This window comes from Lacinutrix gracilariae (assembly GCF_042684485.1).
In the GTDB taxonomy this organism is placed as follows: domain Bacteria; phylum Bacteroidota; class Bacteroidia; order Flavobacteriales; family Flavobacteriaceae; genus Oceanihabitans; species Oceanihabitans gracilariae.
In genome coordinates, this window is the sequence record NZ_JBHULM010000011.1 from 531,367 (window position 1) to 548,192 (window position 16,826).

General features: G+C 32.0%; 12 protein-coding genes and 1 tRNA gene. 4 read left to right on the forward strand and 9 right to left on the reverse strand.

Features of this window, described 5'->3' with window-relative positions:
• Positions 1-50: 50 nt before the first annotated feature.
• A complete protein-coding gene (locus ACFSSB_RS09495) occupies positions 51-1,346 on the reverse strand; it encodes a cytochrome c3 family protein (protein ID WP_379905673.1) in 1,296 nt (431 codons plus the stop codon).
• Between the two features lie 213 nt (positions 1,347-1,559).
• Here ACFSSB_RS09495 and ACFSSB_RS09500 point away from each other — a divergent pair, with 213 nt between their 5' ends.
• Entirely contained in the window at positions 1,560-1,961 is a 402-nt protein-coding gene (locus tag ACFSSB_RS09500; protein WP_379903549.1) for an SPOR domain-containing protein, read from the forward strand.
• Between the two features lie 357 nt (positions 1,962-2,318).
• Here ACFSSB_RS09500 and ACFSSB_RS09505 read toward each other — a convergent pair whose 3' ends face one another.
• From ACFSSB_RS09505 to ACFSSB_RS09530, 6 genes are all read right to left on the reverse strand, one after another.
• The gene (locus ACFSSB_RS09505; protein ID WP_379903551.1) at positions 2,319-2,993 is read right to left on the reverse strand and encodes a T9SS type A sorting domain-containing protein; all 675 of its coding nucleotides are present in this window, start codon (positions 2,991-2,993) and stop codon (positions 2,319-2,321) included.
• 8 nt (positions 2,994-3,001) lie between these two features.
• Complete coding sequence (locus ACFSSB_RS09510; RefSeq protein WP_379903553.1) at positions 3,002-3,592, reverse strand: phage tail protein; 591 nt, start codon at positions 3,590-3,592, stop codon at positions 3,002-3,004.
• A gap of 135 nt (positions 3,593-3,727) precedes the next feature.
• On the reverse strand, positions 3,728-6,586 hold the full coding sequence (infB, locus tag ACFSSB_RS09515; RefSeq protein WP_379903555.1) for a translation initiation factor IF-2: 2,859 nt from the start codon (positions 6,584-6,586) through the stop codon (positions 3,728-3,730).
• Between the two features lie 29 nt (positions 6,587-6,615).
• Entirely contained in the window at positions 6,616-7,848 is a 1,233-nt protein-coding gene (nusA, locus tag ACFSSB_RS09520; protein ID WP_379903557.1) for a transcription termination factor NusA, read from the reverse strand.
• Positions 7,849-7,859: 11 nt separating this feature from the next.
• Complete coding sequence (gene rimP / locus ACFSSB_RS09525) at positions 7,860-8,321, reverse strand: ribosome assembly cofactor RimP (RefSeq protein WP_379903559.1); 462 nt, start codon at positions 8,319-8,321, stop codon at positions 7,860-7,862.
• 124 nt (positions 8,322-8,445) lie between these two features.
• The gene (locus ACFSSB_RS09530; RefSeq protein ID WP_379903561.1) at positions 8,446-10,917 is read right to left on the reverse strand and encodes a TonB-dependent receptor; all 2,472 of its coding nucleotides are present in this window, start codon (positions 10,915-10,917) and stop codon (positions 8,446-8,448) included.
• 113 nt (positions 10,918-11,030) lie between these two features.
• On the opposite strand from ACFSSB_RS09530, the gene ACFSSB_RS09535 reads away from it, so the two are divergent.
• The gene (locus ACFSSB_RS09535; RefSeq protein WP_379903564.1) at positions 11,031-11,861 is read left to right on the forward strand and encodes a universal stress protein; all 831 of its coding nucleotides are present in this window, start codon (positions 11,031-11,033) and stop codon (positions 11,859-11,861) included.
• 172 nt (positions 11,862-12,033) lie between these two features.
• On the opposite strand, the gene ACFSSB_RS09540 is transcribed toward ACFSSB_RS09535, so the two are convergent.
• Positions 12,034-12,106, reverse strand: a tRNA-Gln gene (locus tag ACFSSB_RS09540).
• Between the two features lie 232 nt (positions 12,107-12,338).
• On the opposite strand from ACFSSB_RS09540, the gene ACFSSB_RS09545 reads away from it, so the two are divergent.
• Both ACFSSB_RS09545 and ACFSSB_RS09550 read left to right on the forward strand, forming a co-directional pair.
• On the forward strand, positions 12,339-15,644 hold the full coding sequence (locus tag ACFSSB_RS09545) for a glycosyltransferase family 117 protein (RefSeq protein WP_379903566.1): 3,306 nt from the start codon (positions 12,339-12,341) through the stop codon (positions 15,642-15,644).
• 151 nt (positions 15,645-15,795) lie between these two features.
• On the forward strand, positions 15,796-16,467 hold the full coding sequence (locus ACFSSB_RS09550; protein ID WP_379903568.1) for a polysaccharide deacetylase family protein: 672 nt from the start codon (positions 15,796-15,798) through the stop codon (positions 16,465-16,467).
• Between the two features lie 22 nt (positions 16,468-16,489).
• Here ACFSSB_RS09550 and ACFSSB_RS09555 read toward each other — a convergent pair whose 3' ends face one another.
• Positions 16,490-16,783, reverse strand: a complete 294-nt coding sequence (locus ACFSSB_RS09555) for a thioredoxin family protein (protein WP_379903570.1) — start codon at positions 16,781-16,783, stop codon at positions 16,490-16,492.
• Positions 16,784-16,826: the final 43 nt, after the last annotated feature.

Consider the following 16,826-nt stretch of genomic DNA (forward strand, 5'->3'; position numbering starts at 1 on the left):
TAAATCCCTTTTAAGAGATTTCCACTTTCGTGGAAATGACTACTTCTAGTTTAGTAATGACATTTACCACATTCTAATCCACCCATTTGTGCAGCAGTTAACTGCTCAACACCATATTTTTTAGATAGCTCTTCGTGAATTTTAGTGTAGTACGCGTTATCTTTAACTTTAACGTTAGTCTCTCTGTGACAGTTAATACACCATCCCATTGTTAATGGAGCATGTTGTGATACAATTTCCATTTCTTCTACTGGACCATGACATGTTTGACACTCTAATCCTGCAACAGTTACGTGTTGTGAGTGGTTAAAGTATGCAAAGTCTGGTAAGTTATGAATACGCACCCATTTAACTGGTTGTGGTGTTCCTGAATATTTTTGATCTGCATCATTCCATCCTGCAGCAGCATATAGCTTTTGAATTTCACCATCATAAAACTCTTTAGTATATTCTGCAGAAGTTTCTCCTGTGTATTCGTATACTGATTTGTGACAGTTCATACAAACATTTAATGAAGGTATACCTGATGTTTTACTAACTCTTGCAGAAGAGTGACAGTATTTACAATCGATACCATTATCACCTGCATGAATTTTATGCGAAAAATGAATTGGCTGTACTGGTTGATATCCTTGATCAACACCTACTTGTGATAAGTAGCCATAAACAAAATAAGCACTAGCTAATAATAAGAATATTACAGAAACCAATACTAAGAATTGGTTTTGAGCAAACGCTTTCCATAACGGAACGCTTTTGTCTTCTGTTTCCACATCTACACCTTTAGCTTCAGCAAATTTACGTAAAGTCTTATTCACTAAAATTAAAGCAAATGCTAACAAACCAAACAAGACAGCTAATGCTCCTAAAATTAATTTATTAGAAACACTATCACCACTTCCTGATGCTTGTGTTGCACCTACTTGCGTATTTACAGCAGCAGCTGGCGCTTTAGGCTCTTCAGCTGTATAAGCTAAAATGTTATTAATATCTTCATCTGATAATTGTGGAAAAGCAGTCATTGCAGCTCCTCCATACTCGTTGTACACCTTATTTGCATAAGCGTCTCCAGACTTAATTACTCCTGAACTATTACGTATCCAAGCATAAATCCAGTCTTTATCTAAACCTTCATCGTCAGACAAACGTTGTTCTACTTTTCGTAAAGCAGGACCTGTCATTTTCTTGTCTAGCTTATGACAAGCTGCACAATTAGCATTAAATAAAGATTTACCCTTAGCAGGATCGCCTTCTTGAGCAGAAAGCGTCATGGAGAATGTTAGTAAAAAAACTAAGCTTAAACGAAAGATTGTTGCACTTAACTTGCGGTGAATCACCTGTTTCATATTATTGGTTGAATTAACTTCTAAACTTTGGTATGGTTTTTTCATTTACTAAAACAAAAAATACAGTTATAAAATCTCAAGCAAAAGTAATATTAAAAGTCGATTTTAGAAATGTTAGCGAACTGTTAATTGCTAATTTAGAGAAATTCTAAATAAGAAAACACTTAACTATTTCGTTTATAACCTATACATTTGCATTAAATATATTTGAAAATGAAATTATTAAAAACAAAACAAGCGTTACTTATAACCATTATAACTTTAGTAATAACAACTGTTTGCAATGCACAACAAGGCACTGTTAGTATACATCAAGATGAAGAAATCACTCGTTTATTAGAATTAAAAAAAGAAATTAATACTAATGAAGATGCTAGTGATAGATATAAAATACAAATATTTTCTGGCAGAAGAGGTGCTGCAGAAACACAACAAGATGATTTTAAAAATGCTTACGCACAATGGTCTAGTAAGTTAGTATATGAAACACCTAATTATAAGATTTGGGTTGGAAGTTTTAAAAGTAGATTAGAAGCAGATAAGGCTTTATTGGAAGTGAAAAAAAAGTTTCCGAATGCTTTTATTTTTAAACCTAAAATAAAAAAAGAACTTTAAAATTAAATTTAAAAGCGACCAATGGTCGCTTTTTTTATGCCTGTATTTATATGAAAATAGCTTACTTCATGAATGTTTAAACTTGCTATTTTTTATTACAAATATCCTGCTATTTTACTTAAAAAGTAAAACAGTATAGTTTATGTATTTTTTAAACTATAACATTTAAAAAACACTTTTCTTTAGTTTCTTTAACGCTAGTAACAGTTTAAATTAAGGCTTAAAACTATACCAAAACACAAAAATAAAATCAATACATTTTACGCTACCTCTAATACATTTTAGGATTATATATTAAAAAAACACCTTCTGCTTATGAAAAGTAGAAGGTGTTTTAATTTTTAAAAAAGAGGTTTGTTATTCAATGATAATTTTTCTAACCGTTTCCTTTTTTTCAACGCTTATTTTCACAAAATAAAGACCTGGTGCATATTTAGAAACATCTATAGTTTTAGCATTATTAACACTATAAATATGTTTTCCTAAGATATTATAAAGCGAAATATTATCGACTTCCTTATTATAAAAATCAACAAACAAAGTGTTTTTTACTGGATTTGGATGTATGGTTATTTCACTAGTTAACCCTAAATTTTCAATAGACAAAGTAGTGTCTTGCACATCACCTGTTAATGAAATAATAGCACCACATAAAGATTCTGTTACACTAGTTTCTTCTACCCAGTTCCCTAAATTTAAACTTGGCGGATTAGGTAATGAAGCTTCCGTATTATAATACAATACATACGTGTTTTCAAATGTTCCGTTACCATCATCTGCATAGATTTCCCAACGAGAAACAATTTCATTCCATGCCATTTGTAATTCGCAGTTACCAAAACCTCCACATGGTGCATTTTCGTCTACTGGACTTGTTTCAAAAACATTTCTACCTGTTACATCTAAGGTTTTTTGATTAAAAGTATAATCAGCTGTTTCTAATAAATAATGGCATGCATTTAACGTTATGGTTTGTGCAACGGCATTTGCACCTAGCATAACGAACAATAAAAGTATAATATTTTGTTTCATAATACATGCTAATTTTGTGTTGGAAAAATACCTTGAACACAAATAACATAACGAAGTGTGGTATATGGTTGCATATTATTAACTGCTGTACCACTACCTGTGTCACCAATCATGTTAGCATTCATAACAGTAGATGTGGTACTTGTACCTGTTGAATATTCCTTATCTAGCAACTTTGTACCTGCAGGAAAGTTATCTGTAGGAGAAGCACTATCTCCATCTTCTACAACTGCATGAACAGAGTGGTTATGTGCTGGTAAATTTGCCTCTACTAGAGTGGTTGTATATAAACCACCTTGACTACCTTGTGCGTAATTAGGAAGTCCAGGACCAGTACCTTGCCCTATAGGTACACGACCTCTTAAATCTGGTAAAGCAAAAGTAGTTACACCATCACCTCCATATTGTGTTCCTAAAAGGCTAAACAAAGCTGCATTTTGTGAAATTGGTAATAAACTACCATCACATTCCATCCAACCACTTTGTACAAAATGTACTGCAGTTAATTTAATATCGCCTAGGTATGCTTCTTGTGCATTTACAGTATTCACCAAAAAGAAACATAGGAATACTGTTAAAGATGTAATTGTTTTTTTCATAAGATAAATTTATAAAGATTAATAGACTTTAAATTTAGTATATTTTATGAAAACATTTACTTCCTGTTTTAAACATTTGGTATAAAACAAAAAAAGCGACCATAAGGTCGCTTTTTTTTAATATGTGTTAAAAAATTATTTCAATTTTTTCTTTACTTCTACTTCATGGAAGGCTTCAATTACATCACCTTCTTTAATATCATTGTAGTTCTTAATTTGCGTACCAAAATCATATCCTTTAGAAACTTCTTTCACATCATCTTTAAAACGTTTTAAGGATGCTAATTCACCTGTATACACTACTACGCCATCACGTATTAAACGTATACCAGAGTTTCTCATTATTTTTCCGGTTAATGCCATACAACCTGCAATGCTTCCAATTTTAGAAACTTTAAAGATTTCTCTAATTTCTGCAGTACCTGTAATTTCTTCTTTAAGCTCTGGAGATAACATACCTTCCATTGCGTCTTTAAGATCGTTTATAGCATCATAAATAATCGAGTACATTCTGATATCGATTTCTTCGTTATCTGCTATTTGACGAGCATTACCCATTGGACGTACATTAAATCCTATAATAATAGCATCTGAAGCAGTTGCTAATAATACATCACTCTCTGTAATTGGTCCAACACCTTTATGAATAATATTGATTTGAATTTCTTCGGTAGATAATTTCTGGAAAGAATCTGTTAAAGCTTCTACAGAACCATCTACATCTCCTTTTAGGATAATGTTTAACTCTTGGAAATCACCAAGTGCAATACGACGACCAATTTCGTCTAGTGTAATATGACGTTGTGTACGTACTGATTGCTCACGTTGTAATTGTGTACGTTTGGTAGCAATTTGTTTTGCTTCACGCTCGTCTTCAAATACATTAAACTTATCACCTGCTTGTGGCGCACCATCTAAACCTAGAATAGAAACTGGAGTTGATGGACCTGCTTCTTTAATATCATTTCCACGTTCATCTTGCATTGCTTTAATCTTTCCGCTGTTTTTACCAGCTAAAACATAATCACCAATACGTAATGTACCTGCTTGTACTAATATGGTAGATACATATCCACGACCTTTGTCTAAGAATGCTTCTACAACTGTTCCTTGTGCTAATTTGTCAGGATTTGCTTTTAACTCTAATAATTCTGCTTCCAGTAATACTTTTTCTAAAAGTTCTTTAACACCTGTTCCCATTTTAGCAGAGATATCTTGCGATTGGATTTTTCCTCCCCAATCTTCTACTAAAAGGTTCATTTGTGCTAAACCACTTTTAATATTTTCTGGTTTTGCGTCTGGTTTATCAATTTTATTAATAGCAAATACTATAGGTACTCCTGCTGCTTGTGCGTGAGAGATTGCTTCTTTAGTTTGCGGCATGATATCATCATCTGCTGCTGCAACAATAATAGCGATATCTGTTACTTGAGCTCCACGAGCACGCATTGCTGTAAAGGCTTCGTGACCTGGAGTATCTAAGAATGCAATTTTTTGTCCGTTGTCTAAAGTTACTCCATAAGCACCAATGTGTTGTGTAATACCTCCTGACTCTCCAGCAATTACATTTTCTTTACGTATGTAATCTAGAAGTGATGTTTTACCATGATCAACGTGACCCATTACTGTTACAATAGGAGCACGAGGTTTTAAATCTTCTGGTTTATCTTCAACTTCTTCAATAGCTTCTTCAATATCTGCTGTGATAAATTCTACTTGATAACCAAATTCTTCAGCAACGATAGAAAGAGTTTCTGCATCTAGACGTTGGTTCATTGTAACCATCATACCTAGTGACATACACGCAGATATAATTTGGGTTACTTGAACATTCATCATAGTAGCAACTTCATTTGCTGTTACAAACTCTGTTACTTTAAGAATTTTATTTTCTGCAGCTTCAATTTGTTGATCAATTTCAGTTTGTTCTCTGTGTTGATCTCTTTTATCTCTTCTGTACTTAGCACCTTTACCTTTATTAGATTTACCTTGCAGTTTCTCTAAGGTTTCACGTACTTGTTTTTTAACATCTTCTTCGCTAGGCTCTTCTTTTACAATATTTCTTCTTCCTTTGCCTGGTCCAGATTTGTTACCTTTATATCTGTTGTTACCACCAGAATTATTTCCTCCAGATCTATTATCTCCTGGTTTAGAAATTCTACGTCTTTTACGTTTATTATCTGATGATTTATCGTCTTTCTTAGCGTCTTCCTTTTTCTTTTTAGGTTTATTAAACTGACTTAAGTCAATTTTAGTACCTGCAATTTTAGGACCTGAAAGTTTTTGATATTTGGTTTCTACTCTTTCTTCTTTAAAAGGTTGCTCTTCTGCTTTAGCAGTTTTTTCTTTTTTAGCAGCTGCAGGTTTTTCTACCTTTTCTACTTTTTCAACCTTTTTAATTTTCTCCACCTTTTCAACCTTTTCTACCTTAACTGGTGTTTTAGGTTTTTCGGTTTTAGTTGGTTGTACTACCTCAGGTTTTTTAATTTCTTGAGGCTTTTGTACTTCTTTAGGCTTTTGAACTTCTTTAGGTGTAGTAGGAGTTACTTCTTCTTTAACCGTTTCTTGCTTAACTTTTTCGGCTTGAGGTTTTGGCTTCTCTTCTACTTTTTTAGATTTAGCATCTAAATCTATTTTACCAACTTGTTTTGGACCAGACAGATTAGACTTAGCTTTAACAATTTCTTGTTGCTGCTGTTGTTTAGCTGCTTCTTTTTTTGCTTCTGCTTTTTGCTTTTCTTCTAGCTCTTTTTCACGTTGTAATCGTAAAGCTTCTTTCTCTTTGAGTTTAGCTTCACTAACTTCTTGAGATGCCATTCTTTTGCTAGCATCTGTTTGAAATTCGTTTGAAAGAATTTGGTAAACTTCTTCTGAAATTTTTGTAGTAGGACGCTTCTCTATTTCGATGCCTTTAGATTCTAAAAAATCTACTGCACGATCGATAGAGATGTTAAGCTCGCGTAATACTTTATTTAATCTTACTGTTCCAGCCATAAATTGCTTGTAATATAACCTAAAATGTGTTAGTCTTCAAATTCTGCCTTCAGAATTCTAATAACTTCGTTTATTGTTTCTTCTTCTAAATCGGTACGTTTTACCAAATCATCAACTTCTTGTTCTAGTACGCTTTTAGCGGTATCTAGTCCAGCTTTGCTGAATTCATCAATAATCCATCCGTCAATTTCATCAGAAAATTCGCGTAATTCTACATCTTCTTCCGCTCCTTCTCTAAATACATCAATTTCATAACCTGTTAGTTTTCCTGCTAAACGTATGTTGTGACCTCCACGACCTATAGCTTTACTTACTTCTTCTGGTTTTAAAATTGCTTCTGCTCTTTTATTTTCTTCGTCAATTTTAATTGAAGTTACACGAGCAGGACTTAATGCTCTTGTAATATACAATTGTAAATTGTTTGTGTAATTAATTACATCGATATTTTCGTTTCCTAATTCACGAACAATACCATGAATTCTTGATCCTTTCATACCTACACATGCACCTACAGGATCTATTCTGTCATCATACGAATCTACAGCTACTTTTGCTTTTTCACCTGGAATACGTACTACGTTTTTAATAGTAATTAAACCATCAAAAACTTCAGGAATTTCTTGCTCGAATAATTTCTCTAAAAATGCTGGTGCAGTTCTAGACATGATTATTGCAGGCTTGTTTCCTTTTAACTCTACATTTTCAATAATTCCTTTTACGTTATCTCCTTTACGGAAAAAATCGGAAGGAATTTGTTTGTCTTTTGGTAAGATGATTTCGTTTCCTTCATCATCTAAAAGTATAACAGCTCTGTGACGAATGTGGTGCACTTCTGCTGTATATATTTCACCAATTAGCTCTTGAAATTGTTTGTAGATATTGGTGTTATCGTGTTCATGTATTTTAGATATTAAGTTTTGTCTTAACGCTAATATAGAACGACGACCAAGGTCAATTAATTTTACTTCTTCAGAAACATCTTCACCAACTTCAAAATCTGGCTCAATCTTTCTCGCTTCTGTTAAAGATATTTCTTGATTTGGTTCTTCTACTTCACCATCTGCTACTACTATTCTATTTCTCCAAATTTCTAAATCTCCCTTATCTGGGTTTATAATAATATCAAAATTATCATCATCTCCAAATTTCTTTTTTAATGCATTTCTAAAAACATCTTCTAAAATTGCCATTAAGGTTACACGATCTATTAATTTATCGTCTTTAAATTCTGAAAAAGAATCAATTAACGCAAGATTTTCCATAACTCTTTAAATTAAAATTTTATCATAACTTTTGCTTCTACAATATTTTCATAGGCAATATTTGCCTGTTTTTGGACGGTAACTTTACCTTTACCTACTGGTTTAGGCTCTCTGCTTTTCCATTGCAAAGTAATTTCTTCTTCAGTAGCATCTACTAGCTTACCTTCAAAGTTTTCAGTTTTTGTTTTCACTTCTAAAAGTCTACCAATGTTTTTTACATACTGACGTTTATGAGTCATTGGATTTGTTGCTCCTGCAGACATAACTTCTAAAGAAAAATCTTGTTCTTCTCGATCTAAGCTATTTTCAATTGCTCTACTAATATATATGCAATCCTCTACAGTTACACCATTATCACCATCTAAAATTATTTTTATCGCGTTATCTGTTGCTATAGATAAGTCTATAAGAAATAAATCTGGCTTTTCTTTTAAGCTTGCGTCTAATAAGTCTTTTACTGTATTCTTAAACATTTTTTGGTATAAAAAGAGGGGACTTTTCGTCCCCTCATCCTTTTCTTTTTCGTTTCAACGCTGCAAATATACAATTTTTATCTTGATTTACAAAAGTTGTTGAAACACAATAGTTAGAATGCACTTAATTTATAGTTCTTGAATTCACATTAACCTCTTTATACAGCAAATCACCTTCTTCATTTAATCCGTTAATTATAATTTTTAAACTATCATTACCTTCTTTAGCTACCATGATAAAATTATCTTTGTTTGGCATAATTGTAAACTCCGGAATCCAATCTACTGTGTCATAATACATCTTAACACGAGAGCTACTAAATTGAAGTGGCATATACTGAAAAGAAGCTGTATTCCTTTTAAAACCAAAATTTGTTTCACTTGTAGTGGTTAACACATTAGTAACACCACTAGAACGATCTCCTATTTTCTTTAATTTAATATCTATCACTCCAGACGCTCCTCTAATACCGTAACCTGCTCCAGACCTATTAATTTTAATAAACTCCACATCATCTACTCTAAGATCATTAAGAGTACTCAAATCATTAGCTAAAGGAAAACCATCTAAAATAACGAGCGCTTGATTTGACCCAAAAAAAGTATTTCGTCCTCTACTTGTAAAAACAACATCATACACAAGCAAACCTAAGTCATCAAAAGCAAGACTAGTTCTTATATTTGGAATTTGATCTAGATATTCAAAAATAGTGCAACCCTTACACAGAAAAGGATCTCTCTTTAAAGTTTCGGAAAAACCATTACCTAACTCTTTTGGCGCGTTAACATAACCTATAGAATCCAAACTTGTTATTTTCCTTTTTTTTCTTTTCTTACCAATAATAGACACTTCTCCTAATTGCTCTACCCCATTATCTAGAAAAATAGCACTATCATATGTGTTTTTCACTTTATAGTACACACTCTCTGTTTTTTTGGCTTCATATTTTAAAACATCCTCTGTTTTAAAACTTGTTGTTATTGGGCTTATATTAAATGTAGCATCTTGTATTACACCTGAGGGATTTAATAGTGCTAATTTATACGCACTAGGATACAGCAGCAATAAATTATTAAAAGCAAATGTTTTTTTTCCTTCTAGTTTTTCAAATAAAACAATATTATTCTCTTTCGATGTTAGTAAAACCCTAAACCCATTTAAATTCTTAAATTTAGTATTCACCACACCTTTTATAGACAGTCCGTTTTCTGCCTTAACCACTAATTTCTGGCTTTTTATTAAAGGAGATTCTTTTTTAAATTTTGCATTTATCTGAAGTACCATATCCTTTTCTTGAAGAGAACTGGATGTATTTAAAATCCAATTTGGGTCAATAGTATGCAATTCTACATAAGGACTTAATAAAAAATCCGTACGAGCATTACTATAATTATTATACATTTTTGTCTCTTCCGTTAGAACAGAAATACTGGAACTTGTTTTTACATATTTATTTAATGTTTTTATCTTTAACTGAATAGAATCTTTTGTTTCTTTTCCTTTCTCTACACTAAGCAAAACTTCTTTATTCTTATTAAAAAAGAAATTTCTATTTGCTATCTGCTCATTCTTATAATTGAAGATTGTTAGCATATTTACACCATCAAACAGTCCTTCTTTTTCAATCTTTAAAGCATATGAATTAAATTTAGATTCTAAAATTATTGGAGTAACAGATTTTAAAGCCCCTTTTCTATTAATAACAGCATATATAATTTCACCATCCTCATAATCTTTATTGGTTTCATTGTTAGTCGAAACAGTAAACGCCACTTCTTTACTCGAGGTATTTTTATCGTCATAATGAATTACAAAACCTTTATCAACAGCTATCGGTAATGGTTTTAAGTATAATTTTCCGTTGATTATGGTTTTTAAAGCATATTTTTTATCTGGATAATATGGAAATGTAACAGCGCCAAGTCCTTCTTTATTTGTGCTAACTTTTTTTACTTCAGAATTAAAATTCACATTAATAATACTCCCTTCTATTTGTATAGGATTACCGTTAAAAGTAGCCTTAAAATACATGGTATTATATGCCCTATTAAGAAACACGTTACTTTCTGGAAAAAACGTTACCTCTAAGTTAGCAGCCGCATCTTCTTGAATTATTTTTTCTGTAACTAGATTAGCTTCTCTAAAATCGGGCTGACTCTCTTTCAGGTTCACCACCTCCAGCTGCTTTACATATTTTGAATTAAAATTAGAACTATACACAGTACTTAAAGCAATATAATACGTTCCGGTTTCATAAGAACGATCTAAATCAATAAACCCATTTACTTTTCCGTTTTCTACAAACACCAAGCTACTTTCTACTAATTCTTTTTTAGAATTGTAAATGTTGACATGTAAATTGGTAGTTTGGTAATTAGGCGTATTGTCTATATCGGAAACCGCATATACCTTATACCATATTTTTTCTCCTGAAAAATACAAGGATTTATTGGTATGCATAAAAAACTTCTCTTGAGAAATTTCGGTGCTAAAATTTTCTTGACTATCTATATAGCCTGTTGCTAATTCCTGAAGATTCTCTTGAGCACTAACGATGAGAACAAAAAAGAAAAAAAACAAGGTGATTTTTTTCATAAAATACAATCTATTTATATATAAATATACGAAAAATCACACAATGCAAAAAATTGTCATTTTTATTTCTTAAATTTAAGAAGCTATTCTTTTTAACTAAACTCTTAAACAATATGAAAAAAATACTCGTACCAACAGACTTTTCAGAACAGGCTAATTATGCTCTTGAGGTTGCAGCAATGCTAGCAAAAAAAAATAATAGCGAAATTTATCTTCTACATATGATAGACATTCCCCTAAGCCAAATACCTGAACTTGGAGGAAGCACTGCAGACACCATTCCTGAAGCCATGTTTTTTATACAATTAGCACACAAACGTTTTAAAGAAATTTTAAATGAAGACTTTTTACAAGGAATAAACGTTCATGAAACCGTTAATTTTTATCAAACATTTGAAGACATAAAAAATACCTGTAAAGAACATAATATAGACATGATTACCATGGGATCACATGGAGCAAGTGGCTTAAAAGAAATGTTTATAGGCTCTAATACTGAAAAAGTGGTACGCGTATCTGATGTTCCTGTTTTAGTTATTAAAAACAAACACGAAGATTTTATTATTAAGGATTTTGTTTTTGCTTCAGACTTTAAAAACGACAACAAAGAAACCTACAAACAAGCTACTGAGTTAGCAAAACTTTTAAATTCAAAAATACATTTACTATTTGTAAACACACCTAGCAGATTTACAACTACAGAAACTGCCAAAAGTAGAATTGCAGATTTTATTAAAGAAACCAGCTTCAACAACTACGATATCACTATTTACAATGACGAATCTGTAGAAAAAGGAATCTTAAATTTTTCGCATAATATTGGCGCAGATTTAATAGGTATTAGCACGCATGGCAGACAAGGTATTGCTCATTTTTTTAACGGAAGCATTAGTGAAGACTTGGTAAATCATGCAAAAAGACCTGTTATTACTTTTAGAATTTAATACTACACGTATTTTAAAAAGTATCCAAACAATAAAGTCTCCCTAAAAAGGAAGACTTTTTTTTATTGAATAAAGCTCACTTTAGCTGCGCTCAGCATAAACTTCTCGCCCAACTATCTCTTAAAACAAAAAAATCCCTACTTATAAAAAGTAAGGATTAATTGAATTCTTGTTGGCCCACTAGGGCTCGAACCTAGACTCTTCTGCACCAAAAACAGACGTGTTGCCAGTTACACCATGGGCCAATACTCAAATTGAGAGTGCAAATTTAACACAAACTTTTGTTTGCGCAAACTTTTTTGAAAAAAAATAAAAAAAAATTTCGTTTTTTTTTCAAAACAGCACAATTTCACAGCTTTATAAGTGGCATTTTGTATAAGGTACAAATACTCTTTATCAATTTAGTTATGAAAAACTTAAAATCTATGTTACTTTCATATTTATTATTAAATTCGCCATGCTAATTCAGACAAATTCATGACACAATTCAATTTTAAAAAATGGAACACCATTCTAGGCTGGTTTTCTTTTTTAATCGCTTTAATCACATACAGCTTAACAGTAGAACCTACAGTAAGTTTTTGGGATGCTGGTGAATATATTCTAACCGCTTCAAAATTACAAGTTGGTCATCCTCCTGGAGCACCTTTATTTCAAATGCTTGGTGCTTTCTTTTCTATGTTTGCTCTTGAAGCTTCGCAAGTAGGACTTTTAATGAACATGATGAGTGCCTTTGCAAGTGCTTTCACCATTTTATTTATGTTCTGGACGATAAGTCTTTTGTTAAAAAAATTAGTTGCACATGATGGAGTTTTAAATGAAAATCAATCTATTGCTATTTTAGGTTCTGCTTTAGTAGGTAGTTTAGCATTTACTTATACAGATTCTTTTTGGTTTAATGCTGTAGAAACTGAAGTATACGCCATGGCTACTTTAATCATGTCTATTCTGTTTTGGCTAGGTTTACGTTGGGAACAAGATATGGATAAGCCTAGAGGAAACCGTTGGCTTATTTTAATAGCCTTTGTTATTGGGCTTTCGTTTGGTGTACACTTTATGGGATTACTTACTATTCCTGCAATTGGACTCATTTACTATTTTAAAAACTACAAAGACATTACGCTTAAAAGTTTTATTATAGCAAATGCAATTACTGTTGCTATCCTTCTTTTTATATTTAAACTTCTTGCTCCTAATATTTTAAGATTTTTTAGTGTTCTAGAAATTTTCTTTGTTAACTCTATTGGCCTTCCTTTTAATTCAGGAACCATTATAGCTGCCATACTTTTAATTGCTTTTGTTTATTATAGTTTACAATACACAAGAAAGAAAAACTACGTACATTTAAATACAGGTATTCTTTGTTTAACCTTTATTATTATAGGTTTTTCTACATGGACCATGCTACCTATTCGTGCCAATGCAAATGTGGTAATTAACGAAAACAACCCTTCTAGTGCTAGAGAATTATTAGCCTATTATAACTTAGAGCAATATCCTGAAACACACCTGTTTTACGGACCACAATTCACCGATCAATATTCTGGCTTAGATGAAATTGAACCTTATGTAGATGATAAACCGAAATACGAAAAAGATTTAGAAAAAGGGGAATATGTTATTGTTAACGACTATAAGAAGGCGAAACAAAACTACAACCATGAGCACGCTTCTATTTTACCAAGAATGTGGAGTGCAGAAAATGCGGAAAACTATTTAATGTTTACTGGCATTTTAGATTTTAAACTAAAACCAGAATACCAATTAGAAAACGAATTACGTAGAGCTATTTCTGATTTTAAATCTGATGTAAACCAAGGACTAATAGATTATGAAGACTATAACAGCTTTTTAAAGCAGTTTGGCCAATATCTTGATATTGAAAAACCTTCTTTAATTAGCAATATTGTATACCTATTTGAATACCAGTTAGGCTACATGTATTGGCGTTATTTTATGTGGAATTTTACCGGAAAACAAGACGATATTCAAGGTAAATATGATAATCATGGTAACTGGATTAGCGGAATTAATTTTATTGATTCTTGGCACTTAGGACAATCACAAGAAAACCTACCAGGAGACGTTAAAAACAACAAAGCCAGAAACACCTATTACTTTTTACCATTAATTCTTGGTCTTATTGGCTTGTTCTTTTTATTCAACAAAGACAAAAAAGTATTCTGGACCATGCTTGTATTTTTCCTATTTACAGGATTAGCAATTCAAGTATACACCAACGTAAGACCTTTTGAGCCTCGTGAGCGTGACTACTCTGTAGTTGGTTCGTTTTATGTATTTGCACTATGGATTGGCTTTGGTGTTTACGCCATTTATGATACACTTAAAAAACATGCATCCTCAAAAATGCTAGCACCAGCAATTACAGTAGTTTGCTTAATTTTAGTTCCTGGTATTTTAGCAGCAAACAATTGGGATGATCATGATAGATCTGGAAAATACACTGCAGAAGCAATGGCTAAAATGTATTTAGACTCTTGTGATGAAAACGCCATTTTATTTACTATTGGTGACAATGATACTTTTGCCCTTTGGTATGCCCAAGAAATTGAAGGCTACAGAACAGATGTTCGTGTGGTTAACACCAGTCTTTTTCAAACAGATTGGTATATAGACCAAATGAAACGTAAAGCGTATGAGAGCGACCCAATACCTTCTCAATTTACGCATGACCAATACAAACATGGTACTAGAGATTATATCATGAAAAGACAAATCTCTAAAGACACCATGTTAATTAAAGATTTCTTAGATTTTGTAGGAAGTGATAATCCTAAAACAAAATTTAAATATATTATTCAACAACAAGGAGACAATCCTAATGACTATCCTAGTCAATTAATAAACTCTAATTATTTTCCTGTTGAAGATGTTGTAATTCCTGTAAACAAAGAAAACGCTTTAAAATACGGAATTGTAGACGAAAAAGATGCAGACAAAATGGAAGACTATATACAAATTAAAATCACGGAAAGTGCCTTGTATAAAAACCGTCTTCTTATGCTAGATGTTGTTGCTAATAACGATTGGAAAAGACCTATTTATTTTACTGGTGGTGCCTTTAGTGAAGAAGACTACATCTGGATGAAAGACTACCTACAACTAGATGGTATGTGCTACAAACTAACACCTATTAAAACTCCTGTAGATAGAGCAAATCCATTTGATATGGGAAGAGTAGATAGTGAAAAAATGTACAATATTGTTAAAAAATGGGATTGGGGAAATAGCGATAGTCCAGATATTTACCACGATATTGAAACTAGAACAAACTCTATTACTTACCGAGGAAACCTAGCGCGTTTAATAGAACAATTTATAAACGAAGACCAACCAGAAAAAGCAGAAGAAATTGCAGATTTAGCAATGGAGAAAATGCCTGTAGATTACTATGGTTATTACACCTTACTTGAGCCTTATATAAGCGCCTATTATGAAGTTGGTGCCACAGAAAAAGCACGTAAACTTTTTAAAGATGTAAGTGTTAAATACCAAGAAAATTTAACTTACTACAGCACATTAGACCAAAGAAAACAACGTGAGCTTGGTGAACTTATTATTACAGATATTGAGCGCTACAAAGCACTTGTAGATGTTGTTTTAAATTATGATGATGAACTAGCAAAAACCGAAGCTAAAACATTTACTAATTTCTTACAATTGTTTGATCATTTTAATGCTAGCATTCCTGATGAAACCACTAGACCACAAGAACAAGATTTAGATTTGTTACAAAAAGACACGGTTATTGCTCCTGAATAGAAGTAAACCTAAATAGAAAGTAAAAAGGTATTGAGTTATTTGGTTAAAACCACCAAATATTCAATACCTTTATCATTATAATATGTAAATTTTGCTGTTATAAACCATAACTTCAAGACTAGCATATTGTTTGTATGTTTGCATAATTACCATGAATCTAACTCCTGTAAAAGCGCCTTTAGTGGTACAAAAACTATTTCCTAAATACACTTGGGAAATAGCATCTAATACCAAAGAAATATATCTTACTTTTGATGATGGCCCAACACCAGAAATAACCAATTGGGTTTTAAACACACTTAAGCAATACCACGCTAAAGCTACTTTTTTCTGCATTGGAAACAATATTGAAAAGCATCCTGAAATTTTTCAAAATATTATACAAGAAGGTCACGCTATAGGTAACCACACACACAACCATGTAAAAGGTTGGAAAACTTCGGTGCCACAGTATTTAGATAATGTTGAAAAAGCACAGCAAATTATAGACTTAAATAAGCCCAATACAGCAGATAATAAAAGTGAGGATACTACAACACATACAAAGCTATTTCGTCCTCCTTACGGACAAATAATGCCAAAACAAGGCACTGCTCTTATAAAGTTAGGCTATAAAATTATAATGTGGAGTGTACTTTCTATAGATTGGGATAAATTTGTATCTAGAAAAGTTTGTTTAAGCAATGTTATTACCAAAGCTGGTTCAGGAAGTATTATTGTGTTTCATGATAGCATAAAAGCTTCAAAAAACATGCAATATGCATTACCTAAGGTTTTAGAATATTACAGTAAAAAAGGCTATACGTTTAAAAGCTTATACTAGATCCTATTAACTGCATAAAGCATTATACATATTCTTGCATTAAGCCAATAAGCGTATCTACATCTTGATATCCTGATTGCCTCCATTTCATTTCTCCGTTTTTATAGATAATTAAAGTAGGCAAACGTTTTACTCGTAAAGCTTTAGCAAGTTCTTTATTTTTTTCTACATCAATTTTAATCACTTTAGCTTTATCACCAAGCGCAGCAGCAACATCTCTAAGAATTACATGCATGTTTTGCGACTGCTCATCTACTGTAAAAAAGTCTAAGAGCACAGGAATTTCTACATCTATAAGTTCTCCAAATTTTGACATACGCTATAGCTTTTAATAAAAGGTCTTCTTGTAAAAATAACGA